A 22,911-nucleotide genomic window follows, 5' to 3' on the forward strand; every position below is an offset into this window, starting at 1 on the left:
CCCATGCTCCACTTGGTGGGCGTGCTGGTCCAGGTCACCTCCAGGCCGGAGGTGATGGCGTCCGCGCCCTTGCCGGTGCCGTAGGAGTTCTTCCAGCCCAGGCCCTGCTCCTCGAAGCCGGCGGCCTCCGGGTCGGCGCCCACGGCGTCGGCCGGGCCCGCACCGTGGGTCTTGCCGAAGGTGTGGCCACCGGCGATCAGGGCGACGGTCTCCTCGTCGTTCATCGCCATGCGGCGGAACGTCTCGCGGATGTCGCGCGCGGAGGCCAGCGGGTCCGGGTTGCCGTTCGGGCCCTCGGGGTTGACGTAGATCAGGCCCATCTGGACCGCGCCGAGGGGCTCCTCCAACTCACGGTCGCCGGTGTAGCGCTCGTCGCCGAGCCAGGTGGTCTCCGGGCCCCAGTAGACGTCGTCCTCGGGCTCCCAGGCGTCCACGCGGCCGCCGGCGAAGCCGAAGGTCTTGGCGCCCATCGACTCCAGCGCGACGTTGCCGGTGAGGATCAGCAGGTCGGCCCAGGAGATGTTCTTGCCGTACTTCTTCTTGACCGGCCACAGCAGACGGCGGGCCTTGTCCAGGTTGCCGTTGTCCGGCCAGCTGTTGAGCGGCGCGAAGCGCTGCTGGCCCGAGCCGGCACCGCCGCGGCCGTCGCTGATCCGGTACGTACCGGCGCTGTGCCAGGCCATGCGGATCATCAGCGGGCCGTAGTGCCCGAAGTCGGCCGGCCACCAGTCCTGCGAGGTGGTCAGCACCTCCTGGATGTCCCGCTTCACGGCGGCGAGGTCGAGGGACTCGAACGCCTTGGCGTAGTCGAAGTCCTCGCCCATCGGGTTGGCCACGGGCTGGTTCTTCGCCAGGATCTTGAGGTTCAGCCGCTCCGGCCACCACTGGCGGTTTCCGCCGCCCTGGGTCGGATGCGGGGCGCGCGCCGTGTGCGCGACCGGGCAGCCGCCTGCCTCACCCTCGGTTTTCGGGTCGGTGACGATCGCGTCGTGGTTCTCGGACATGGGGATCCTTCCGGGCCAACCGGGCACTGTGCCGGGCAGTCGGGGTGTGAGCAAGGGGATGGGAGAAGCCAGGGCGCCGGTCCCGTGGGCGGCCACTGCCTCGGCGGGCGAGTGTGCGGCCGTCGGTCACGGCGGTGCTGACTGCCGGTGCGGTGCGGCGTACGAACCCCGCCGCGGCGAGCACTTGAAGGCTTCGCCACGCGCCGTGAAGAGAGGTACGACCCACGCGATCGTCAGTCTCCTGCGTCCTGTCCTGTCCATTGGCGGGTTCCGGAACTGATCCTACGATGGACACAGTCCAAGTCAAGAAGCAGGCCAAACTCATGCGCAGAACCTGCGCACAGCCGTCCACGGACGCCGTGCACCAACCCATACGAAGAGGTGAACCGACTTGAGTGACCTGCTGGAGCGGCTGCGCGGACGCCGCTGGCGGATGACCTCCCAGCGGCGCGTGGTCGCCGAGGTCCTCAGCGGCGACCACGTCCACCTCACGGCCGACGAGGTGCACGCACGCGCAGCGGAACGGCTGCCCGAGATCTCCCGCGCGACGGTGTACAACACCCTCGGCGAGCTCGTCGCGCTGGGCGAGATCGTCGAGGTCTGCACCGAAGGCCGTGCCAAGCGGTACGACCCCAACGCCCACCGGCCGCACCAGCACCTGGTCTGCTCCGGCTGCGGCACCATCCGCGACGTCCACCCCGTCGGCGACCCTCTGGCGGGCCTCCCCGACGGCCAGCGCTTCGGCTTCGCCGTCTCCGAGGCCGAGATCACCTACCGCGGCCTCTGCCCGTCCTGCGCCGCCCGTTAGCGGCCCCCCACCGACCCACCGCCCGCACCCCGGCGGCCCGGGTGCGCCCCGGTGCGCGCGCCGGGGAACACGACCACGCGGTCGTCGGCGCGGGACCGGCCGGAAGTGTGAGCGCCCGGCGCCTGCTTGCCGCGGGGCGTTCGGCGCATCTGCGGGAGGCCGGGCGCGCCGACGCGGACGTGACCGCTCCGGCCTTCCGCCGTCAGGCCGCGGGCGCGGGAACGGCCAGGGCGCCGGACAGGGCGCGGGCCGCCGCCGCGCCGTACGCCGTGGCGATGCGGGACAGCAGCTCACGTGGGGTGACCGAGTACTCCTGGGGGCCGACGGCCTCCAGGGCCGCCGTGGCCAGCGCACAGCCCAGGCGGGCCGCGTCGGTCGGATCGGCGCCCCGGGCCGTCGCGGCGAGGAACCCCGCACGGAAGGCGTCGCCGCCGCCGGTGGGGTCGGCGGGGGAGGCGGTCGCCACGGCCGGCACCGCGGTCCGGCCGCCGGCCGCCGATTCGATGACCACGCCGGCGGCGCCGTGCGTCGTGACCCAGGTGCCGACGCGCGCGAGGACGTCCGCACGGCGCCAGCCGGTGACTTCGGTGAGCAGGGCGGCCTCGTAGGCGTTGGTGAACAGCCAGCGGGCGCCGGTGACGAGGCCGCGTGCCTGTTCCCCGTCGAGGCGGGCGAGCTGCTGCGAGGGGTCGGCGGCGAACGGCAGGCCGAGTTCACGGCACTGGACCGTGTGGCGCTCCATGGCCGCGGGATCACCGGCGGAGACCACGACCAGCCCCGGCCGGTCGGCCGATGCGGCCAGCGGCGCGAGGTCGAGGAGCGCGGACTCGGTCATGGCGCCCGCGTAGAAGGAAGCGATCTGGTTCTGGTCCAGGTCGGTGGTGCACAGGAAACGCGCGGTTCCGAGGTGGTCGGAGACCCGGACGTGCCGGGTGTCCACGCCGTGTGCTTCCAGCCGGTCGCGGTACGGCGCGAAGTCGGCCCCGACCGCGCCGAGCAGGAGCGGGTCCAGGCCGAGCGTCCCCAGGCCGTAGGCGATGTTGGCCGCGGTGCCGCCGTGCCGTACCCGGAGGTCGTCGACGAGGAAGGACAGCGAGACGTGGGCCAGCTGGTCGGGCAGCAGCTGGTCGGCGAAGCGCCCGGTGAAGGTCGTCAGGTAGTCGGTGGCGATGGAACCGGTGACGGCGATGCGCATGACGGCTCTCTCCCTTGGGGGCCGGCGGGCCCACACGCGGCGTACTCGGGCGTTCCCCGGAGGTTCCGGTGGATCTCGAGCGTGGCGGTGGACCGGTTGAGGGTGATGTAGTGCAGGCCGGGCGCGCCTTCGTCGAGCAGCCGCCGGGCCATGGCCGTGGCATGGTCGACTCCGATGCGGTGTCCGGCGGCCGGATCGCCGGCGGCCGCCTCCAGCCTCCGGGCGAGGTCCGCGGGGAAGCGGGCGTTGCTGAGCAGGGCGAAGCGGCGTACCTGCCGGACGTCGGTGGCGGGCATGATCTCGGGAATGATCGGGATGTCGCAGCCGGCGGCGGCCACCCGGTCGCGGAGCCGCAGGTAGTCCTCGACGTCGAAGAACATCTGGGTGACGGCGTAGTCGGCGCCGGCCCGGCACTTGGCGACGAAGTGCTGGATGTCGCTCTCCCAGTCGGGCGAGCGCGGATGGCGTTCGGGGAACGCGGCCACGCCGATGCTGAAGTCGCCCATGGACCGGATGAGTTCCACGAGCTGGGCGGCGTACCGGAAGCCCCGCGGGTGCGGCACCCAGGTGCCCTGCGGGTCGCCCGGCGGGTCGCCGCGCAGCGCCAGTACGTCCCGTACCCCGGCGTCGGCGTACTGGCCGATGATGTGGCGCAGTTCGGCGACGGAGTGCCCGACGGCGGTGAGGTGGGCGACCGGCCGCAGTGTGGTGGCCGCCGCGATACGCGCGGTCATCTCCACGGTGCGGTGGCGGGACGAGCCGCCGGCGCCGTAGGTGACGGAGACGAAGGCGGGCGCCACCGTCTCGACCCGGCGGATCGCCTGCCACAGCGTCCGCGTGCCCTGCTCGGTACGGGGCGGGAAGAACTCGAAGGAGTACGACGGGCGTCCGGTGGCGAGCAGTTCGCGGAGGCCCGGCCGGGCGGGGCGGGTCCGCTCCGGCCGGGCGGTGGCGCTCGTCATGCGGCCGCACCGTCGTCGTCGCCGAACTCCGCCCGTCCCGGGCCGTTCGCCACGAAGGACCGCATGCCGGCCGTACGGTCGGGGGTCGCGAACAGCCCGGCGAAGAGGGACCGTTCGATCTCCAGACCGGCCGTCAGGTCGGTGCGGGTACCTCGGTCGACGGCGGCCTTCGCGGCCCGCAGGGCGTACGCGGGCCCCTCGGCGAGGCGCCGGGCCGTCGCCATCGCCTCGGCCACCACCCGGTCGTCCGGCACGACCCGGTCCACCAGTCCGATGCGCAGGGCCTCCGCACTGTCCACGGCGCGGCCCGACAGGATGAGTTCCTTGGCGCGGCCCAGGCCGACCAGCCGGGGCAGCCGCTGGGTACCGCCGGCGCCCGGAATGACGCCCAGCTGGATCTCCGGCAGTCCGAGCCGGCTGCTCTCCCCGCAGATCCGCAGGTCGGCGGTGAGCGCGAGTTCGCAGCCGCCACCGAGCGCGGCACCGGTGACGGCGGCGACCACCGGCTGCGGGATGTCCGCGACGGCGGTGAAGGCGGCCTGCAGCCGGGCCGAGTGGTGGATCATGTCGGGGTAGCTCATGGCGGCCATCTCTTTGATGTCGCCCCCTGCCGAGAACATCCGCCGACCGCCGACGAGAACGACGGCACGGACGTCCCGGCGGGCCGCCGCCTCGGCCGCTGCCCGCTCCAGGTCGGCCTGGGCGGCACGGTCGAGCGCGTTCACCGGCGGCCGGTCGAGCAGGATGCGGCCGACACCGCCGGAGACCTCCAGCCGGACGGCGGGGCCTCCCGCCGCGTGCGGCCCGCGGTCCTTCGCCTCCCGCGCGGCGGCGGCTTCCTTCGGGTACGTCATGCCCACAGCAGACCTCCGTTGACCTCCAGCACGTGCCCGTTGACGTACGTGGCCTCGTCCGACGCCAGGTAGACGGCGGCGTCCGCGACCTCGTCGGCACGCCCGGGGCGGCCCAGCGCGAAGCGCCGCCGGTACACCGACCACACCTTGTCGTTGCCGGTCAGGTCGCGGCCCATGCCCTCGTCGACGATGCCGGGGGCCAGGGAGTTGACGAGGATGCCCTTCGGCGCCAGCTCCATCGCGGAGACGCGGGTGAACATCTCCACGGCGGCCTTGGTGGCGCAGTAGCCCGCGGCACCGACGGCCACCCGGGTGGCCATGCTGGACGAGACGTTGATGATCCGGCCGGCTCCCTGGGCGGCCATGTACGGCAGGACGGCGTGGGTGCACAGGTACACGCCGTTGAGGTTGGTGGCGACCATCTCCTGCCAGGCGGCGGGCGCGAGCCGGCCTATTTTGCCGTCCCGGCTGACCCCGGCGTTGGCGACCAGGACGTCGATCCGCCCGAAGGCGTCCGCGGTCTCCCGCATGAGCTTCCCGACGGAGTCCTCGTCGGTCACGTCGGTGTAGCAGTACCGTGCGCGGCCCTGCGAGGACTCCAGCAGGGTGTCGATGTCGTGCGGGTTGCGCGCCGCGCACATCACCGACGCGCCCTCGCGCAGGTACCGCTCGGCGATGGCCCGCCCGAGTCCCCTGGTGCCGCCGGTGACCACCGCGACCTTTCCGTCCAGCCTCATCCGCCCCACCTCACTTGATGACCTCACTTGATGTCCCGGGCCGAGCCCAGTTCGTCGAACGCGGAGCCGCAGCTGCGGCACAGGAAGGGCGTCCGGCACACGCTGCCGCCGAACCGCCCCAGGCTCTCCACCACGCCGGAGCCGCAGTACGGGCAGCGGCGAAGCTGCACGGTGGCCGCTTCTCCGCACGCCGGTCCGCGGCCCGCGACGCCGTAACCGCAGCCGCGCAGCGTCCGCAGGCCGCGCTCGGTCACGTGCTCGGCCCGCCAGGCACCCGGCTGCCACACGACGTGCACGGCCGCGGCGGGCAGCACCGTGGCGACCGCTGCCCGCACCGCGCCTTCCATCGCGGCGCGCCCCGGACAGGCCGTCCGGGTGGGTGCGAGCACGAGGTCCACCGCGTCGTCGCGCACGGTCAGGGAACGCAGTACGCCCAGGTCGGCGAGGGTGACGTCGATCTCGGGGTCCCGGACCGCGTACACCGCGGCACGTACCCGGTCCGCCGCGTCCTCCCGGTGCCGTTCCCCCGTCACAGGAACGCCCCCTGCGGATATCCGGCGCGTACCGTACGCAGCTCGGCGAGCACCTCGCCGAGGCCGGTGCGTCCTTCACCGGTGGTGCGGCGGGGCGGGGACGCCGGGAGGGCCGGGACGAGTGCCGGCGGCAGGCCGGTGTCGCGCACCAGGGTGTCGAACTGCTTCGTCAGGCTGTCGGCGGGCGGTTCCGCCGCGGCTCCCCACCCGCTGTCCGCCGCGGCTCCCGGACCGGCGTCCGCACCCGGAGCGGGGAGCGCCGGGGCGCCGAAGAGGGCCGCCGCTTCCCGGCCGGCGGTGTCCAGCGCGGCCGCGATGTCCGCGGTGCGGCCTCGCCGGGCGTACTGGGTGACGCGCGCCGACCAGTGGGCGAGGTGCAGCCGCTGTTCGTCGGCCACCGCGGTCAGCGCCGCCGTGGCGGCGGGGCCGAGGCCCGGCACGTCGAGGGAGCACAGCGCCAGGGCCGCCGCGCCTGCGGCGACGCAGAGCCCGCGGGCGACGGCCCACGGGCGGCCGTCCCGCGCGCTCGCGGTGAGCGCCGTGGGCTGCCACAGGGCCGCCGGGCGGTCGAAGAAGTGCGCGTCGGCCTCCGCTTCGCCGTACCCGAGCAGTTCGAGGAGCGTCCGGGCGTGTGCCAGGTCCTCCTGCGCGATCGAGCCGACCGCGAGGGCCTCCTCCAGCTCCGTGTAGTCCACGGTCCGCTCGGCGAGCCGGTGCGCGTGCAGGAAGAGGTCGTCGGCGAGCGCCGGCCAGAGCGCCGCCGCACCGTCCGGCACGGTGGCGGGCGCGGGGGAGACGGCGGCGGCCGGTGTCTCCCCGGTGTCGCGGTGCAGGCCGGCCCGGCGGCGGCGCCGTTCCTGGGGGAAGGCCGGCAGCCGGTAGGGCATCCGGGACTTGCCGTTGAGCAGGCGGCGGCTGTCGGACTCGGCGGCGTGCACGTCCGCGCGCGGCACCACCCACAGCCGTACCGCGTTGTCGCGCCGGCCGTAGGTGTCGCGGGCCAGCCGCCAGGCCTGTGCCTCGTCCTCGGCGAGGAGCGAACCGACGTGGGCGAGGGGAGTGGTGCTGCCGCTCTGCAGGAACACCTCGAAGACCAGGAGGCCGTCCGGTGCCCGCCGCGTGCCGGGCGTCTCGGGGGAAACGGTCATCAGGCGGCCCTCCCTACGGTGTTGTCGGCGGTGTTCCGGTCGAGGACGCCGCGTACCCAGGCCAGCCGGGCCTCGGAGGCCGGCCCGCCGCCCGAGATCACCCGCTTCACCTCGGCCCAGTCGGGCATGTCGAACTCCCACTCGCCGGGCGCCGTCTCGCGCACCAGCGACGGGTCGACGTGGATGCCGAGGTCACGGAAGACCGGGACGATGCGGGTGAGCCAGCGCTGCCGCAGCTCGTCGTTGCCGTGCGGCTTCAGCCCGGCGAGGTACATCGGGTTGCCGGGCAGGGTCTCGGTGTCCGGGGGGCCGAAATAGGCGAGGACCCGCCGCATCCAGACCTCGAACGCCTCCTGGGTGCGGCGGCGCTGAGCGGCGTCGCCGGAGTGCATCACCTCGTGCGTCATGTCCAGCGCGTGCTGGTAGTGGAAGGACTCCTCGCGTTCGATCTTGCGGAGCGCTCGTGCGTACGGCAGGTAGACGCCCTGCATCAGGGACTGGAACTGCACGATCGCGGCGGAGTTCATCAGCAGCAGGCCGGGCCCGAACTCCTCCCAGCTCTCGAAGTCGTAGTGGAAGATGTTGTGCACCTTGGCGCGGCCCTCGACGTAGTCGACCAGGATGGACTCCCAGTCGGCGCCCAGGTCCTGGGCGACCCGGGCGGCGACGTGGCCGTGGCCGACCTCGTCCTGGACCTTGGCCATCAGCATCTGCTTGCGTGCGAGGCTCGGCGCCCGGCCGAGCCATGCGGCGAACGGCAACACGCCGACCAGTTCGTTGAGCGCCTGCACGGAGGCGAACTTCCGGGCCCCGGCGCGTACGTCGCTGGGCATGGGGTCATTGAGCTCGTAGAGGCGGCGCGGGGCGCTCTGCCGGGTGGGCGGGGATGCGGACATGAACGGACAGCCTTCCTGTCATCGGTGGCGCGAGCGGTGCGGGCGGCGGTGCGTCGGAGCCCGGCTCAGTACCAGGTCAGGACGGCGGCGCCGGCCGTCATGCCGCCGCCGACACCGGCCAGCACCAGGTGCTCGCCGCGCGCGAAGGGCCGGCGGTGGTGCTCGGTGGCGAGGGTGAGGGGGATGGACGCGGCGGCGGTGTTGCCGAAGACGGGGGCGGTCAGCGGCACCCGTGCCGGGTCCACCCCCAGCTCGGCCACGCAGGCCTCCACCAGGCGGGTGTTGGCCTGGTGGAGGATGAAACGGCCCACGTCGTGGAGGCCGAGCCCGGCCTGGTCCAGGGCCGCCGCGATGACCTTGGGCAGGGTGCGCAGCGCGTAGTCGCGCACCGGTCTGCCCTGCATGCGGAAGAAGTGTTCGCCGGCCTCCCGGGCCGCGGCGTCGGACGGCTTGCGGGTGCCGCCGGCGACCACCTCGACGTAGTCGCGGTACTCGCCGTGGGCCTGGAGCTCCAGGCCGCGCAGCCCGTAACCGTGGGGCACGGGACCGAGCACGGCCGCGCCGGCGCCGTCCCCGAAGAGGCTGACGGTGCGCCGGTCGGTCCGGTCCATCAGCGAGGAGTAGAGGTCGGCGCCGACGACCAGCCCGTACCGGCCGGGCATGCGGTGGCCGAGCATCGACTCGGCGACGGCGAACGCGTAGAGGAAGCCGCTGCACACGGCGTTGACGTCGAAGGACGGGACGTCGCTGAGGCCGAGTTCCTGCTGCGTCAGCACCGCGGTGGACGGCTGGGGCTGGTCGGGGGTGGACGTCGCCACGATGAGGACGCCGAGGTCGGCCGCTGCGTCCCCGCTCTCCCGCAGGGCCTGTGCGGCGGCCTCGGCGGCGAGCCGGGACGTCCGCGTGCCGGGCGCCGCGTAGCGCCGTTCGGTGATTCCGGTGCGTTCCTCGATCCAGGCCGGATCGGCCCCGCTCCAGGCGGCGATGCGGGCGTTGTCGACGACATCCGGCGGGACGTGCGCACCCAGGCCCACGATTCCGATCGGCTGCGGAGTGTCCATGGAGAGTTCGGCCCTTCGCGTCGGTGAGCGGTCGGCTGCGGTCATGCAAGCAGTCGTGAAACTGGGTTGTCAATATTGTCATTGACAGGAGGGAAAAGTAGTCAAGTATGGTGCGGGACCGTCAAGTCGCTGTCGCGCTTCCGCCCGTACGGGGGAGCGGAGCCCCAGGAGGCATCGGATGAACACGACCCAGTACGCGACCGGTTCGCCCCGGCCGCCAGCGGCCCTCAGCAGCAACCACGCCGCACACGAGGCCTTCCGGCAGGTGCGGGACGGCCTGCTGCGCCGGGCCGCGGCCGGCAGCGCGTCCGGCACCGCCGCCCTGGACCTGTCCGGGCTGCGCCGGGCGGGCTCGTTCAACTGGGCGCTCGACTGGTTCGACGTGATCGCCCGTGACAACCACAGCGCGGCGCTCCGCGTCGTGACCCACGCGGCCGACGGGCGCAGCCGCACCTCCCGGGTCTCGTACGCCGAACTCGCCGCCCGCTCCACCCGGCTGGCCGGACAGCTCGCCGCCCGCGGCGTCGGCCCCGGCGAACGCGTGCTGCTGATGACCGGCAACCGCACCGAGCTGTGGGAGACGATGCTGGCCGCCTTCAAGATCGGCGCCGTCGTCGTGCCCGTGAGCACCCAGCTGGGCCGGGAGGACCTACGGGACCGCATGCAGCGCGCCGGCGTCCGGCACGTCGTCGCGGAGTCCGCGTACGCCGAGCGTTTCCCGGCCCTGCCCGCGCTCCGCAACCGCGTCGCGCTGGACGGCGGGGTGCTGGGCTGGACGCCGTTCGCCGAACTGCGGCAGGACGGGGCGCCGGCCGCGCCGCGGCCCGAACTCCCCGCCGACGCGCCGCTGCTGTACTACTTCACGTCGGGTACCACCTCGCTGCCGAAGATCGTGCAGCACACGCACAGCAGTTACCCGGTGGGCCACCTGTCGACGATGTTCTGGCTCGGCCTGCGCCCCGGTGACGTGCACGTCAACGTCTCCTCGCCGGGCTGGGCCAAGCACGCCTGGAGCTCCCTGTTCGCGCCCTGGAACGCGCAGGCCACCGTCCTCGCGGTCAGCCAGCCGCGGTTCACGGCGCGCGGGCTGCTGCGCACCCTGAGCGAGGAGCGGGCCACCACGATGTGCGCGCCGCCGACCGTCTGGCGGATGCTCCTCCAGGAAGACCTCGGGCAGTGGCCCGTGACGCTGCGCGAGGCGGTCAGCGCGGGGGAGCCCCTCGACCCGGACACGGTGGAGAAGGTCCGGCGGGCCTGGGGCGTCACCGTACGGGACGGCTACGGACAGACCGAGACCACCGCCCAGATCGGCCACCCGCCCGGCCATCCGGGGCGCCCCGGAGCCATGGGCGTCGAGCTGCCGGGCTACCGGATCGTGCTGGCCGACCCGGTCACCGGTGAGCGGCGCACCGGCACCGCGGCGGAGGGCGAGATCTGCCTCGACCTGACGGACCGGCCGGTCGGGCTGATGGCGGGCTACGCCGATGCCGACGGGCGCCCGTCGGTCCCCGGCACCGACGGGCTGTACCACACCGGCGACATCGCGGTCCGGGACGCCGAAGGGTGGTTCACCTACATCGGCCGCGCGGACGACGTCTTCAAGGCGTCGGACTACCGGATCTCACCGTTCGAGCTGGAGAGCGCGCTGCTGGACCATCCGGCCGTGGCGGAGGCCGCCGTCGTGCCGAGCCCCGATCCGCTGCGCCTCGCGGTGCCCAAGGCGTACATCGAACTGGCCGCTGGGTACCGGCCCGACGCCGACACGGCCCGCGCGCTGCTGGCTCACGCGCGGGCCGGGCTCGCGCCCTACAAGCGGGTGCGCAGGCTGGAGTTCCGCACCCCGCTCCCGAAGACCGAGTCGGGGAAGATCCGGCGGGCGGTGCTGCGCGAGGAGGAGGCGGCCGCCGTGCGTGCCGGCGGTGCGCAGGACTGGTGCGAGGAGCAGTTCCCCGAACTGAGGGCCGCGCCGGCGAGCTGAGGAACGCGTACGGGGCCGCGTGCCCGCCGCTTGTGATGAGCGGCGGGCACGCGGCCCCGGCATGTCACGGTGTGCGACCGGTGCCGCGCCCCGCGCCGGGCCCGTCCGGGCCCGGCGCGGGGCGCCTGAGGTGCGCGGCGGCCGCCTGCTGCGCGATGGCGACGAAGGTGTTCACGAGCGGATGCGCGCCCTGCCGGGGCACGACCAGTTGCAGTTGCGTAGGCGGCGCGCCCACCAGCGGCACGAAGACCACCGAGGGATGCATGTGGGAGTGCGCGATGGATTCCGGTACCACTCCGATTCCGCGGCCCGCGGCCACCGCCTCCAGCCACTCGTCGAAATTGGTGCAGGTGGCCGCGGCGACCGGACGGTTGTCGGCGGGCCATTCGGAGAGCTGGGTCGTGCCGCTCACCGAATTCACCACGAACGGCAGTTCCGGCAATTCGGACCACCGGAGGAGTTCCCTGGAGCTGATCGGTGAGTGGGCCGCGACGGCCGCGATGCGCTGTTCCTCGCCCAGCACGACGACCCGGACGCCGTTCGCCTTGACCCGGCCGCGCACGATGGCCACGTCCGCGTCCCCGCGGTCCAGCCCGGCCAGCGCCTCGTCCTTGCGGATGGGGTCGACGCGCACCCCGGTCTCCGCATGGAAGGCACCCATCGCCTCATGTGCCCAGCTGGCCGGAAAACCCCAGGTGAAGCCGAGTCGCAGTACCTCTCCCGAGCGGTCGGGGCGCAGGGCCTCCTCCAACCGCGGCAGGATCGACGCCAGTTGCCCGTAGAGCCGGTTGCCGGCCGGGGTGAGATCGACGTGCCGGGTGGTCCGGGCGAGTAACCGGACGCCCATGTGTTCCTCCAGCCGCCGGATATTGCGGCTGAGGCTGGGCTGGGACAGATGCAGCTTTTCGGCCGCCCGCGTGAAGTGCCGTTCCTCGGCCAGCAGCAGAAATCCCCGCAGATGATGCAGCTCTATCCCCATGTCGAGGAGGTTACGTAACGACGCCAGGGCCGGGCCGTGCATAGCCGAATTTTTACCCTGCGCCCCGTCCCCGGCGTCGGCCATTTTCCTCACGCTGCGCTTCCTTTCTGGAAGTCCCCTTCCGTTCGGCGTACGGCACGGAGGCCGGGTCATTTTCCGTACGTGCCGGATTGTGCAGACCTGTCGGCATTGCGGATGCACGCTAGCCATTGCGGACGGCGGCAGGGAAATGACTCCCTGTAGCGATTCATGCGGTTCTGACATAAGCGCAGGTGATGGGGATCGGTGTCCGGTCGTGCCGGCGAACGCTCGGCGGCGCCCGATCCATTCGGCTTCCGCATAAATGCGGCGCGGTTGACATTTCCGTTCCGCAACGGGCCCTGCCTAGCATCCGAGGCGTCCGACCGGGACGCGCCTTCCGGCCCGGCGGGCACGAGCCGAGCCGCTACAGCGGATCGCCACAGGGGGAAGGGGAACTCGGTGCGGCACATCAACAGCCGGTCCTGCGACGGGACGTCCGACAGAAACGCGCACGCCCCGCTGCCCAGCGCCGTGCGCGCGGCCCAGGAAGCGCTCGGCTGGGCGGACCCCTCGCTGGGACCGCTCTGCGTGGAGCTCGTCGCGGAGGTCGCCCAGCGCATCGGCGTGGCGGAGGAGAGCGTCGTGCTCGGCACCGGCGGTCCCAGCCTCGCCTTCGCCCTGCTGCGGAGCGTGGCGTGCGGCGCGCCCGGTACCGCCCTCGAACTGATCGTCCCGCACGGCGGTTACGACCTGTACGCGGACCTCGCGCGGCGGCTGCCGGCCGCCGTGTGCACCCGCGTCCCGGCCACCGCCGACGGCCGCCAGGACCTGCCGGCCCTGGCCGCGCGCGCCACCGGCCGGAACTCCGTGATCCTCCTCGGCAATCCGCAGGACCCCACGGGCACGGTGATCAGAGGCGCCGAGCTGTGCCGGTTCCTCGACGCGGTCCCGCCCGAGGCGATGGTCGTCCTGGACGAGACCCACTGGGAGTTCGTCCGCGACCCCGGCTTCACGCCCGCGGCAGGACTGATCAACCGGTACCCGCGCCTCGTCGTGGTCCGCAACCTGTCGGTCGTGCACGGGCTGGGCGGGCTGCGCCTGGCCTACGCCGCCGGCGCCCCCGACCTCATCGAAGTGATGCAGCGCCAGATACTGCCGCACGACGTGAGCATGCTCGCCCAGCTCGTGGCGCTGGCGTCGCTGCGTACGCCCGCCGAGGTGCGGAGCAGGACGGACGCCATCGTGCGCGAACGCGAGCGGCTGCGCGAGGAGCTGCGGCTGCTGGGCTTCCAGGTGCCGCCGAGCGAGACGAACCAGCTGTGGCTGCCGCTGGGCCGGGAGAGCATGCGCTTCGCACTGGCCGGCCGGGCACAGGGCGCCGACATCGCGCTGCGCCCGGGGGAGGGGGTACGGATCACCGCCGGCCCGCCGGAGCACGGCGACCGCGTCCTGCGGGCCGCTGCGGCCTTCGCCTGCGCCTCCGCCACGCCGCGCTGCGACAGTGAGGTCATTGACCGTTTGTGACGTACGCGGCAGGGCAGAAGTGACACGATCAAGCGACGTGTGTGAGTTCATGTCAGCGCATTCGTCACGCGATAGCATGCGATGGGCTTCACAAGCTGGTGAGCGGGCGATCCGGAGCCCCGCCGCCGATACGTGACGAGCAGAAGTGAGGAGGGCCAATGGACCAGCTGTCCTTTGGCCGTCGGCTGCGTGCGCTGCGTCGCCAACAGGCGCTCAGCCAGGCCGAGCTGGGCGGCGGCGAACTGTCCGCCAGCTACATCAGCCTCCTGGAGAGCGGCAAACGCCCGCCCACGGACGAAGTCCTCCTCAAACTCGCCGCGCGGCTCGGCATCACGCCCGACGAACTGATCGGCGACACCGGCATCGCGCGGCCCCAGTCGCCGCTGGACGCCGCGCTGGAGAGTTCCTACGCGCTGTCCAGGGCCCGGCTCGCCCTGCTCACCGGCGACGCGCAGACCGCTCTCGACCGGTTCGCCGAGCTCGGCGGCGACGACACGGCAGCGCCCGCGCTCCTCGCGGACACCCTGCTCGGCAGGGCCGCGGCCCTGGAACGGCTGGACCGGCCCGCCGAGGCCGCAGCGCTCCGCGGCCAGTGGCTGGACACCTTCGGCAGTCAGAACGAGGACTGCGTCCTGCGCACCGAAGTACTGACCGGCCTGCTGCGCTGCCTCCGGGAGAGCGGCGAACTGCGCACGGCCGCCGCGCGGGCGGAGGACGCCCTGCGCGACGCGGAGAGCGCGGGGCTGGCCGGCACGCCGACGGGCCTCGAACTGGCCGGCGTGGTCGCCGAATACCGCTGGGATCTGGGGCAGGACGACGCGGCCGCCGAACTCTGCGAACGGGCCGCGGCCACCGCCGCCACGCTCGGCGGGCGGCGCGAGTGGGCGCTGGCGTACGACACGGCTGCCGAGGCGGCCAGGGCGGCGGGCCGCGGCAGGCACGCCGCCGCGCTCGCCGGACGCGCCGTCGACGCCTGCCGCGACGGAGCCGCCGGGCTGCCCGTCGCCCGGCTGCGCACCGCGGCCGCCGCCGTACTCGCGCGGACCGGCGGCGCGCAGGACGGCTCGCACGCCGACGGTCAGGACCATGATCTCCTGGCGGTGCGGGAGGTGCTCGACGAGTGGGGCACGCCCGTCGACGTCGCGTACGGCGAGGTCGTGCAGGCCGGCCGGCTGCTCGCGGCCGGGGACGCGGCGCGGGCACTGGACCTGGCCGGGACCGCGGAGAAGCGGGTCGGCACCTCCTGGCGGCGCGTCCGGGCCCATGCCCTGCTGGCGCAGGCGCGGGCCGGCTGGGCCCTGGGCGACCGCGGCTCCGCCGACCGGTTCGAGGAAGCGGCCGTCGAGCTCGCGGCCCTCGGCGCTGAGCGCCAGGCGGCCGGCGTCCACCTGGAGCTGGCGGAGCTCCATGAGGCCGACGGCGACGTGCGGGCCGCGCTCGCCTGCTACCGGCGCGCCTCTTCCGTGGCCGGACTCCTGCCGTCCGAGCAGCGGGACCGGCACGAGCAACGCGACGGCATGCGTTCCTGAAACCGGCGCAGGACCACCGGAACCCGTCCCACCGGTTTGCGGCCGGGCGCCTGCCGCCCGGCCCGCGGCCATGCCCCTTCCCTCGTCCGCACGCCACTCATGGCATCTGCTGATGCATTGATGCAGCCGCGCTATAAGTGCGTCTCAAGAGGTATTTCTGTCTCTCCACCGGGTCGGGCACGATGACCTGGAAATGCGATGCACGGGGGAGATGCATGGCGTCACCGGGGTGAAAAATCTGCCGCTCCACGACCGGGAGCAGCCCCTCATCCGCTGCGCACAGGACGCGAACCGCGCCGCGCGGCGGGATTCCGTTCCGCTCGACCACCGTGGCCTTCTCGCCCGGTGCACGTTCCGCCTCTGAGTACGTCCTCGCACCACGGCTCCGCACACGGACGCCGTTTCCGGCACGCCACCGGCACTCCCCCCTGAGACCAGGAGATCTGGGTGAGCACGAGGATGAATGTCGCCGTCATCGGTTCGGGTCCGCGCGGGCTGTCCGTCGTGGAGCGGCTCGCGGCCAGGGTCCGGGTGACACGGGACCGCCCCGGGTCCGTGACGGTCCATCTGATCGACCCCTGCCCCGCGGGGGCCGGTGCCGTGTGGCGGACCGACCAGTCCGGCGTCCTGCTGATGAACACGGTCGCCTCCCAGGTCACGGTGTTCGCCGACGGCACGACCGGGCGGGACGTACCGGTGCTCAGCGGCCCGAGCCTGCACGAGTGGGCCGCCCGCCGGGCCCCAGCCGGCGAGCCGGCGCCCGGACCGGACGACTACCCGACGCGTGCGCTGTACGGCCGGTACCTGCGCTGGGCGCTGCAGTACATCGTGAGCCGGCTGCCGCAGGGCATGACGGTACGGGTGCACGAGGACCGCGCCGTCGGCCTCTTCGAGGACGCGGCGGGGCAGGGCGTACGACTGGCCGGCGGCCCGGCGCTGACCGGCCTGGACGCGGTGGTGCTGGCCCAGGGGCACATCCCCATGACGCCGACGGACACCGAGACGGAGCTGGGCGTGTTCGCCGAGCGCAACGGCCTCCGCTACATCGGCCCGTCCAACCCGGCCGACGTCGACCTGACGGGCATCGCGCCCGGCACCGCCGTCCTGCTGCGCGGCCTCGGCCTCAACTTCTTCGACTACATGGCGCTGTTCACGCGGGGCCGGGGCGGGTCCTTCGTACGGAACGCACAGGACGCGCTGGTCTACCGGCCGTCCGGCCGTGAGCCGGTGCTGTACGCCGGCTCACGGCGCGGTGTCCCGTACCACGCGCGCGGCGAGAACGAAAAGGGCGCACACGGGCAGCACACGCCGCTGGTGCTGACCCCGGCACGGATCGCCCGGCTGCGCCGCCGCGCCGCCGAGCGGGGCGACCTCTCCTTCCGGCGGGACGTATGGCCCCTGGTCGCCAAGGAGGTGGAGGCCGTCTACTACGGCACGCTGCTGCGCGCGTGCGGCACCGCGCCGGCCGGGGTCCGCGCGTTCCAGGACCGGTTCGTGGCCACCGCGGGCTGCGGACCGGACGAGGCCGCCCTCCTCGACGCGTACGGGATCGCGGCGGCGGACCGGTGGAGCTGGCAGTGCCTCGCCGAGCCGTACGCCGGGCGCTCCTTCACCGGCGCCGCCGACTTCGCCGCCTGGGCGCGGGAGTACCTGCGGCGGGACGCCGAGAGCGCCGGGCGCGGCAACGTCTCCGACCCGCTGAAGGCGGCCCTCGACGTGCTGCGTGACCTGCGCAACGAGATCCGCCAGGTCGTCGACCACGCCGGGATCACCGGCCATTCCTACCGGGCCGAGCTGCGCGCCTGGTACACCCCGCTGAACGCGTTCCTCTCCATCGGGCCGCCCCGCCGGCGCGTCGAGGAAGCGGTGGCGCTGATGGAGGCGGGGGTCCTGCGGCTGCTCGGTCCTGGGCTGCGGATCGAGCCGGACGTCGAAGGCCGGGCGTTCCGCGCCACCTCTCCCGTGGTGCCGGGTGAGCCGGTACGGGCCGGCGCGCTGATCGAGGCGCGGCTGCCGGAGACCGACGTCCGGCGCACCGCGGACCCGCTGCTGCGGGACCTGCTGGCGCGCGGCGAGATCACCTCCTTCGTGGTGCCCGACCCGGACGGTCCTGCGTACGACACGGGAGCGCTGGCCGTGACCGGCCGGCCGGGCAACCTGGTCGGCGCCGACGGCCGGGCGCATCCGCGAAGATTCGCGCTGGGCGTCCCGACGGAGGGCGTCCACTGGGTGACGGCGGCGGGCATCCGGCCGTGCGTCGGCTCGGTCACGCTGGCGGACACCGATGCCGTGGCGAGCGCACTGCTGCGGCTGGGGGCGCGGCGTCCGGCGGACCGCGCGGAGGTGGCGGTATGAGCGGCGCGCTGCCCAGGACGGTGCTCGCCGGCCCGGCGGAACCCTCCTCGGACGGCCGGGACGCACGGGCCGGGTCAGGCCGCGGTACCGGCACCGCGTGGCACGTGGCGGTGGTGACCACGCTCACCTCGATGCCGGTCTTCCTGCCGGGCGCCGCCGACAGCCTGATCTGCCGGGAACTGCACTGGCACACGGGCACGTTCGGTGCCCTGCTGGCGGTCTACTGGCTGGGCTCGCTGCTCGGCGCCACCGCCAGCCGGTCGGCCCGGGCGCCGGTGGCTCCCGGCGCTGTGGTCGCGGGAGCGCTGCTGGCCACGGCGGCGGCGCTCGCGGCGGGTGCCGCGGTGCCTGGCGCGGGCCTGTGGGCGGGCGCGGTGCTCGGCGGGTGCGTCTACGGGTTCAGCCAGCCGTACACCAACGCCCTGCTGATGCGCCGCTGCCCGCCCGGTGTACAAGGGCGCGCCTTTGGCCTCAAGCAGGCCGCTGTGCCGGCCGCGACGCTGCTGTGCAGCGTCGCCGTCCCGGTGTTCGCCGTCCCGCTGGGCTGGCGGGCGGTCTTCGCGGGCGGTGCCGCCGTGTGCGGGGCCTATGGGGCGGTGCTGCTGGCGCGGGTACGGCGTGAGCGCGCACCGGAGCGGCGGAGCGGCCCGCGCGGGCCGGTTCCGTGGCACCCGCGGCTGCTGGCGCTGGCCGCCGCTGGGCTGCTGGGGGCGGCGATCGGCAACAGCCTCGGCGGGTTCCTCGTGCTGACGCTGGAGGGTGATGGCTTCTCCCTCGGCACGGCGGGCTTCCTGGCGGCCGGGAGCGCGGGGCTGTCCGTCCTGGCACGGCTCGGCGCCGGCTGGCTGACGGACCGGGCGGGGCACCGGACCTGGCGGCTGCTCGGCGCGATGTTCGCCGTGGGCACGGTGGGCACCGCGCTGCTGGCGGGCGGCGACACGGCCGGCAGCGCCGTCGGTGCGTTCCTCGCCTACGCGGGCGGCTGGGGCTGGGCCGGCGTGCTGCACCACGTCGCCGGTGCCGCGTACCCGGGCCGGGAGAAGCAGGCCACAGCGGTGACGCAGATGGGGGTCTCGCTCGGTGCCGCGGCCGGTCCGTTCGCCTTCGGGCGGCTGTACGAGCAGTTCTCGGGCGGGGCGTGGACGCTCCTGTCGGCGGCGGGGATGGCCGCGGTGGTGTGCGTCGTCGCGGCCCGCCGCGGCAGCCCCGTGTGACAGGTCGCCAGCCATATTTGACTGGCCCCGTATCTTGTCAATGACAGTATTGACAGGGTGCGGGGCCGGCTGCTTGCATAACGGTCGACGGCGGCCCGTTCCGGGAGGGAAGCGCGATGAGATTCGGCACCGACGTGCAGATACGGGCAGTGGGGGCATGGTTCCCGCCGGCCCTGGACACCGCCGAGCGGGCGGTGGCCGAAGGGCGGCTCCTCCCCGAGGTGGCCGAGCGCATGGGCATCACGGCGCTCCCGGTGGCGACGGACGTCTCCGCGCCGGACATGGCCGTACGGGCGGCCCGGACCGCGCTGGAGCGCGCCGGCTGGGAGGGTGGCGAACTCGACCTGCTGGTGCACAGCTGGATCTACCACCAGGGCCACGACATGTGGTCGCCCCCGCACTACATCGCCAAGCTGCTCGGCGCCGCCGACTGCCTGCCGCTCGCGCTCCACCAGGGCTGCGACGGCGGCGGGCTCGCCCTCCAGGACGCGGCCCTCCGGCTCACCGCCGACCCCGGCACCCGCAAGGCACTGGTCGCCAGCTCCGACCGGTTCGTCCTGCCGGGCATCGACCGCTGGAACTTCCAGCCCTCCATGCCGCTCGGCGACGCGGGCACGGCGATCCTGCTCGACCGGTCAGGAGAGCCCGGCGCCGCCTTCACGCTGCGCGCGGTCAACACCTACGTCGCGCCCGAGCTGGAGGTCCTGGTGCGCGGCGACCGGCCGTTCGCCGACATGCCGATGCAGGTCGAGCTGCCGTTCAGCGTCCTGGACTCCGCACGCGCCGGCGCCGACCTGCTCGGCTCGGTCGCGTACGACCACCTGACGAGCCTGGTCAAGGCGACCCTGGACGACGCCGGAATCGGTCCCGACGACCGCAGGCTGCGGTACGCGGTCCTGCCGCGCATCGGCGCCTCCGGGGTGGCGTCCCTCTACCTGCCGGCGCTGCGGGACCTGCTGGACGTCGAGTACCTGCGCTTCGACGACCTGACCGGACACCTGGGCTGCGGCGACTGGGGCGCCGACCTCAACGACCTCTTCGAGCGCCGGCTCCTGGCGCCGGGCGAGATGGCGCTGCTCATCGGCGCCGGCGCCGGTCTCACCTGGGTCTCCGCGATCGTCCAGGCCCCCGAACACGCCACTGAGCAAGGAAGGTGACACATGCTCACTGATTCGACAGCCGGCCCGGCCGGCGCCCCGGCAACGGACGACGCGCCCGTCACCCTCGCCCACGGCTACGTGCCCGTGATCGACACCTCCTCGGCCCGGCAGGGCGACCCGGCACGCCGGGCGCGGGTCGCCCGGGCGATCGGCGAGGTCTGTGAGACGAGCGGCTTCATGGCGGTCACCGGGCACGGGGTGCCCGAGGCCCGTATCCGTGCGGTGTACGAGGCGACCAGGCAGTTCTTCGCCCTCGCGCCGGAGGAGAAGCGCCGGCTGCTCGCCGACCCGGACGACCCGCTGATGCGCGGCTTCGGCGTCGAGGGCAACCTCGCCGCCGCGAACGACGGCGTGGATGCCGAGCAGGCCAGGAAGCTCGCCGACCTCTCCGAGACCTACACCTACAACAGACTCGGCGACGAGGGCGCGACCGGCATCCCGGACGACGCGGCGCCGGGCCTGCGCACCCCCAACAAGTGGCCGGAGCAGGCCGGCTTCCGCGCCGCCTACCTCGCGTACTACCGCGAGATGGAGCTGCTCGCCCGGGAGCTGGCCCGGCTGATGGCGCTGGCCCTCGACCTGCCGGAGAACTGGTTCGACGACAAGATCGATCACCACATCTCGAACATGACGGCCAACTACTACCCGGGCCAGGAGAACCCGCCGCGGCCCGGACAGCTCCGCAAGGGCGTGCACAGCGACTGGGGCCTGCTCACCATCCTTTACCAGGACGGTGCGCCCGGCGGCCTCCAGGTGCGGGACAAGGCGGGCCAGTGGGTGGACGTACCGGCCGTCGAGGGCACCTTCGTGGTCAACATCGGCGACCTGATGGCCGTATGGACCAACGACCGCTGGGTCAGCACCGTGCACCGGGTGGTCAACCCGCCCCGCGAGGTCGCCCACCGCGAGCGCTACTCCCTGCCCTTCTTCCTGCAGCCCAACTACACGGCACCCATCGAGTGCATCCCCACCTGCACCGGCCCTGACAACCCGCCGCGGCATGCCCCGACCACCTCGGGCGCGTACCTCGTCGGCAAGCTCAGCGCCGCCTACGGCATATGAGCGCCGGCAGACGGGGCGTCCGCGCGTGGCGCCCGGCGGCCGCTCCGGGCACGGCAGCGCCCGGAGCGGCCGCCGGCCGGGCGGTGGCCGTCCTCCTCGCCTTCGCGGCCGGTGCGGTGCTGTCCTGGCAGGCCTGGGTGAACGGCAGGCTGGGCGACCGGGTGCACGACGGGGTGGCCGCCGCCGCCCTGTCGGACGGCGCCGGGCTGCTGGTCCTGCTGCTCGTCTGCCCGTGGCTGCCCGCCTTCCGCGGCGGCGTACGCCGGCTGGCGGCGGCCCTGCGCACCCCGCGCGGCGCGCCCGGCAGCCTCCGCCCGCACCACTTCCTCGGCGGCCTCGTCGGTGGTGTCGTCGTCCTCTCCCAGGGCGTCAGCACCGGGGCCCTGGGCACCGCCGCCTACACGGTCGCGCTGGTCGGCGGCCAGACCCTGAGCGGCCTGTGGGTCGACCACTTCGGGCTCGGGCCCGGCGGCGCCTGCCGGGTCACGCCCCGCAGGATCGCCGGCGCCGTGCTCGCCCTGGCGGCGGTGGCCGTCCCGCTGCTCGGCTCGCTGGCCACCGGCGCCGTATGGCTCGCGGTCCTCCCCTTCCTGGCCGGTATCGGGCTGTCCTGGCAGATGGCCGTCAACGGCCGGCTCAACGTCGAGGCCCGCACCCCCTACCCGTCCGTGACCCTGAACTTCCTGCTCGCGGCCGTGGTGCTCGGCATCGCCCTGTGCGTCGACGTCGTGCGCGCGGGCCTCCCGCGCCACTGGCCCGGCGACCCGCTGCTGTACTGCGGCGGACTGCTCGGCCTGGTGTTCGTCCTGGCCTCGGTCCTTCTGGTGCGCCGCATCGGCGTGCTGGTGATGGGGCTGGCCATGGTGGCGGGGCAGACCGTGGGCGCGCTGGCCGCGGACGCGCTGTTCCCCGGCGACACCGGCACCGGACCGGGCGCCGTCCTCTCTTCCCTCGCAGTCCTGCTCGCCGCCGTACTGGCATGCCAGTCGCCGCACGCCACCGCGCGCCCGGCACGCGACGAGCGTCCCTCCCTCGAACCGGAGCTCACGGCTCCCTGACAGAACCAGGCGGACAACCATGACGTCCTTGACCGAATCCCCGGTGACCGTCCCGTCGTTCGACATCGACGCCGACACCGACATCGAGCTGTGCAGCGACATCACGGTCGAGCTGGTGGACCACCGGGCCGACGACATCGGTGTCGTACGGGCCGCTCGGGTGTCCACCGCCGGTGAGCGGGCGCACCAGGAGGAGCGCGGCGACACCTACGCCGCCGGGCTCATCAACTACCTGATGCGCAGCCGCCACGGCAGCCCTTTCGAGCACAACTACATGACGTTCCTGATCCACGCGCCGATCTTCACGGTGCGCCACCTCATGCGCCACCGCACCTGGTCGTTCAACGAGGAGAGCGCCCGCTACCGGGAGATGAGCCCCGTCTTCTACGTGCCCGACGGCGCCCGGCTGCTGCGCCAGGAGGGCAAGCCCGGCCACTACCACTACGTGCCGGGCGCGCCGGGCGACCTGGAGGGCGTGGTGTCCTCGGCCCGTTCCGTGTACGGCGCCGCGTTCCGCGAGTACAGCCGGATGCTGGAGGGCGGCATCGCCCGTGAGATCGCCCGCATGGTGCTGCCGGTGGCCACGTACTCCTCGGTGTACGCGACCTGCAACGCCCGGGCGCTCATGCACTTCCTGGGGCTGCGGACCAACCGGCCCGACGCCGCCTACCCGTCCTCGCCGCAGCGGGAGATCGAGCTGGTGGCGGAGGGCATGGAGGCGGAGTTCGCGCGGCTGATGCCGCTCACGCACGCCGCTTTCGAGAAGTTCGGCCGCGTCAGCCCGTAAGCACCGAACGAAGCGTCGCCGCGGGGGCCGGCGCAGCAGCTGCCCC

Annotated in this window: 20 protein-coding genes; 10 read left to right on the plus strand and 10 right to left on the minus strand. The window is 73.7% G+C overall.

All coding sequences use genetic code 11. The features are described 5' to 3' along the window. Window positions 1-1,004: peroxidase family protein (locus C3486_RS04175; protein ID WP_308461217.1), on the minus strand; the 1,004-nt coding region annotated here is incomplete at its 3' end. A gap of 391 nt (window positions 1,005-1,395) precedes the next feature. On the opposite strand from C3486_RS04175, the gene C3486_RS04180 reads away from it, so the two are divergent. Then, window positions 1,396-1,812: a Fur family transcriptional regulator gene (locus C3486_RS04180; protein WP_103831180.1), complete on the plus strand. Its 417-nt coding sequence runs from the start codon at window positions 1,396-1,398 to the stop codon at window positions 1,810-1,812. Window positions 1,813-2,014: 202 nt separating this feature from the next. Here the strand turns inward: C3486_RS04180 and C3486_RS04185 are convergent, their stop codons facing one another. The 8 genes from C3486_RS04185 to C3486_RS04220 form a co-directional block, all read right to left on the minus strand. Continuing rightward, a complete protein-coding gene (locus C3486_RS04185) occupies window positions 2,015-3,007 on the minus strand; it encodes a carbohydrate kinase family protein (RefSeq protein WP_103831181.1) in 993 nt (330 codons plus the stop codon). After that, window positions 2,965-3,969: a methylenetetrahydrofolate reductase [NAD(P)H] gene (gene metF, locus C3486_RS04190; protein WP_103831182.1), complete on the minus strand. Its 1,005-nt coding sequence runs from the start codon at window positions 3,967-3,969 to the stop codon at window positions 2,965-2,967. The genes C3486_RS04185 and metF overlap by 43 nt, the downstream gene beginning before the upstream one ends. Next, complete coding sequence (locus C3486_RS04195) at window positions 3,966-4,823, minus strand: enoyl-CoA hydratase/isomerase family protein (protein ID WP_103831288.1); 858 nt, start codon at window positions 4,821-4,823, stop codon at window positions 3,966-3,968. Before C3486_RS04195 ends, metF begins: the two co-directional genes overlap by 4 nt. Then, the gene (locus C3486_RS04200) at window positions 4,820-5,560 is read right to left on the minus strand and encodes an SDR family NAD(P)-dependent oxidoreductase (RefSeq protein WP_103831183.1); all 741 of its coding nucleotides are present in this window, start codon (window positions 5,558-5,560) and stop codon (window positions 4,820-4,822) included. The genes C3486_RS04195 and C3486_RS04200 overlap by 4 nt, the downstream gene beginning before the upstream one ends. Before the next feature lie 23 nt (window positions 5,561-5,583). Beyond that, the gene (locus C3486_RS04205; protein ID WP_181138437.1) at window positions 5,584-6,093 is read right to left on the minus strand and encodes an iron-sulfur cluster assembly protein; all 510 of its coding nucleotides are present in this window, start codon (window positions 6,091-6,093) and stop codon (window positions 5,584-5,586) included. Continuing rightward, window positions 6,090-7,241: a Phenylacetic acid catabolic protein gene (locus C3486_RS04210; protein WP_103831185.1), complete on the minus strand. Its 1,152-nt coding sequence runs from the start codon at window positions 7,239-7,241 to the stop codon at window positions 6,090-6,092. Before C3486_RS04210 ends, C3486_RS04205 begins: the two co-directional genes overlap by 4 nt. After that, window positions 7,241-8,137 carry a Phenylacetic acid catabolic protein gene (locus C3486_RS04215; protein WP_103831186.1) on the minus strand — a complete coding sequence of 299 codons (897 nt, stop codon included), beginning with the start codon at window positions 8,135-8,137 and terminating at the stop codon, window positions 7,241-7,243. The genes C3486_RS04210 and C3486_RS04215 overlap by 1 nt, the downstream gene beginning before the upstream one ends. 65 nt (window positions 8,138-8,202) lie before the next feature. Beyond that, a complete protein-coding gene (locus tag C3486_RS04220; RefSeq protein WP_258052586.1) occupies window positions 8,203-9,243 on the minus strand; it encodes a 3-oxoacyl-ACP synthase III family protein in 1,041 nt (346 codons plus the stop codon). Between the two features lie 133 nt (window positions 9,244-9,376). Between C3486_RS04220 and C3486_RS04225 the strand changes: the two genes are divergently transcribed. Further along, window positions 9,377-11,176, plus strand: a complete 1,800-nt coding sequence (locus C3486_RS04225) for an AMP-binding protein (RefSeq protein ID WP_103831188.1) — start codon at window positions 9,377-9,379, stop codon at window positions 11,174-11,176. 64 nt (window positions 11,177-11,240) lie between these two features. Here the strand turns inward: C3486_RS04225 and C3486_RS04230 are convergent, their stop codons facing one another. Then, window positions 11,241-12,239, minus strand: a complete 999-nt coding sequence (locus C3486_RS04230) for a LysR family transcriptional regulator (RefSeq protein ID WP_258052587.1) — start codon at window positions 12,237-12,239, stop codon at window positions 11,241-11,243. Between the two features lie 396 nt (window positions 12,240-12,635). On the opposite strand from C3486_RS04230, the gene C3486_RS04235 reads away from it, so the two are divergent. The 8 genes from C3486_RS04235 to thyX all read left to right on the plus strand — a co-directional run bounded on the left by C3486_RS04235 (window position 12,636) and on the right by thyX (window position 22,865). Beyond that, window positions 12,636-13,700, plus strand: a complete 1,065-nt coding sequence (locus tag C3486_RS04235; protein WP_181138438.1) for an aminotransferase class I/II-fold pyridoxal phosphate-dependent enzyme — start codon at window positions 12,636-12,638, stop codon at window positions 13,698-13,700. 158 nt (window positions 13,701-13,858) lie between these two features. Continuing rightward, window positions 13,859-15,229, plus strand: coding sequence for a helix-turn-helix domain-containing protein (locus C3486_RS04240; RefSeq protein WP_103831191.1), 1,371 nt, complete (start codon window positions 13,859-13,861; stop codon window positions 15,227-15,229). 447 nt (window positions 15,230-15,676) lie between these two features. Beyond that, complete coding sequence (locus C3486_RS04245; RefSeq protein ID WP_258052588.1) at window positions 15,677-17,584, plus strand: FAD/NAD(P)-binding domain-containing protein; 1,908 nt, start codon at window positions 15,677-15,679, stop codon at window positions 17,582-17,584. Continuing rightward, window positions 17,581-18,798 carry an MFS transporter gene (locus C3486_RS04250; protein ID WP_103831193.1) on the plus strand — a complete coding sequence of 406 codons (1,218 nt, stop codon included), beginning with the start codon at window positions 17,581-17,583 and terminating at the stop codon, window positions 18,796-18,798. Before C3486_RS04245 ends, C3486_RS04250 begins: the two co-directional genes overlap by 4 nt. Window positions 18,799-18,914: 116 nt before the next feature. After that, entirely contained in the window at window positions 18,915-19,955 is a 1,041-nt protein-coding gene (locus C3486_RS04255) for a ketoacyl-ACP synthase III family protein (RefSeq protein ID WP_103831194.1), read from the plus strand. A gap of 3 nt (window positions 19,956-19,958) precedes the next feature. Then, window positions 19,959-21,020: an isopenicillin N synthase family oxygenase gene (locus C3486_RS04260; protein ID WP_103831195.1), complete on the plus strand. Its 1,062-nt coding sequence runs from the start codon at window positions 19,959-19,961 to the stop codon at window positions 21,018-21,020. Further along, window positions 21,017-22,078, plus strand: coding sequence for a DMT family transporter (locus tag C3486_RS04265; RefSeq protein WP_103831196.1), 1,062 nt, complete (start codon window positions 21,017-21,019; stop codon window positions 22,076-22,078). The genes C3486_RS04260 and C3486_RS04265 overlap by 4 nt, the downstream gene beginning before the upstream one ends. A 19-nt stretch (window positions 22,079-22,097) precedes the next feature. Further along, window positions 22,098-22,865: an FAD-dependent thymidylate synthase gene (gene thyX, locus C3486_RS04270; protein ID WP_103831197.1), complete on the plus strand. Its 768-nt coding sequence runs from the start codon at window positions 22,098-22,100 to the stop codon at window positions 22,863-22,865. Window positions 22,866-22,911: the final 46 nt, after the last annotated feature.

It is taken from the genome of Streptomyces sp. Ru73, from assembly GCF_002920575.1.
In the GTDB taxonomy this organism is placed as follows: Bacteria; Actinomycetota; Actinomycetes; order Streptomycetales; family Streptomycetaceae; genus Streptomyces.

Excerpts from the sequence above, each read along its gene's own strand:
- C3486_RS04185 (WP_103831181.1), bottom strand. The coding sequence starts at position 3,007 with ATGCGCATCGCCGTCACCGGTTCCATCGCCACCGACTACCTGACGACC.
- C3486_RS04225 (WP_103831188.1), top strand. The coding sequence starts at position 9,377 with ATGAACACGACCCAGTACGCGACCGGTTCGCCCCGGCCGCCAGCGGCC.
- C3486_RS04200 (WP_103831183.1), bottom strand. The coding sequence starts at position 5,560 with ATGAGGCTGGACGGAAAGGTCGCGGTGGTCACCGGCGGCACCAGGGGA.
- C3486_RS04265 (WP_103831196.1), top strand. The coding sequence starts at position 21,017 with ATGAGCGCCGGCAGACGGGGCGTCCGCGCGTGGCGCCCGGCGGCCGCT.
- C3486_RS04220 (WP_258052586.1), bottom strand. The coding sequence starts at position 9,243 with ATGACCGCAGCCGACCGCTCACCGACGCGAAGGGCCGAACTCTCCATG.
- metF (WP_103831182.1), bottom strand. The coding sequence starts at position 3,969 with ATGACGAGCGCCACCGCCCGGCCGGAGCGGACCCGCCCCGCCCGGCCG.
- C3486_RS04250 (WP_103831193.1), top strand. The coding sequence starts at position 17,581 with ATGAGCGGCGCGCTGCCCAGGACGGTGCTCGCCGGCCCGGCGGAACCC.
- C3486_RS04215 (WP_103831186.1), bottom strand. The coding sequence starts at position 8,137 with ATGTCCGCATCCCCGCCCACCCGGCAGAGCGCCCCGCGCCGCCTCTAC.
- C3486_RS04230 (WP_258052587.1), bottom strand. The coding sequence starts at position 12,239 with ATGGCCGACGCCGGGGACGGGGCGCAGGGTAAAAATTCGGCTATGCAC.
- C3486_RS04210 (WP_103831185.1), bottom strand. The coding sequence starts at position 7,241 with ATGACCGTTTCCCCCGAGACGCCCGGCACGCGGCGGGCACCGGACGGC.
- C3486_RS04240 (WP_103831191.1), top strand. The coding sequence starts at position 13,859 with ATGGACCAGCTGTCCTTTGGCCGTCGGCTGCGTGCGCTGCGTCGCCAA.
- C3486_RS04255 (WP_103831194.1), top strand. The coding sequence starts at position 18,915 with ATGAGATTCGGCACCGACGTGCAGATACGGGCAGTGGGGGCATGGTTC.
- thyX (WP_103831197.1), top strand. The coding sequence starts at position 22,098 with ATGACGTCCTTGACCGAATCCCCGGTGACCGTCCCGTCGTTCGACATC.
- C3486_RS04260 (WP_103831195.1), top strand. The coding sequence starts at position 19,959 with ATGCTCACTGATTCGACAGCCGGCCCGGCCGGCGCCCCGGCAACGGAC.
- C3486_RS04195 (WP_103831288.1), bottom strand. The coding sequence starts at position 4,823 with ATGACGTACCCGAAGGAAGCCGCCGCCGCGCGGGAGGCGAAGGACCGC.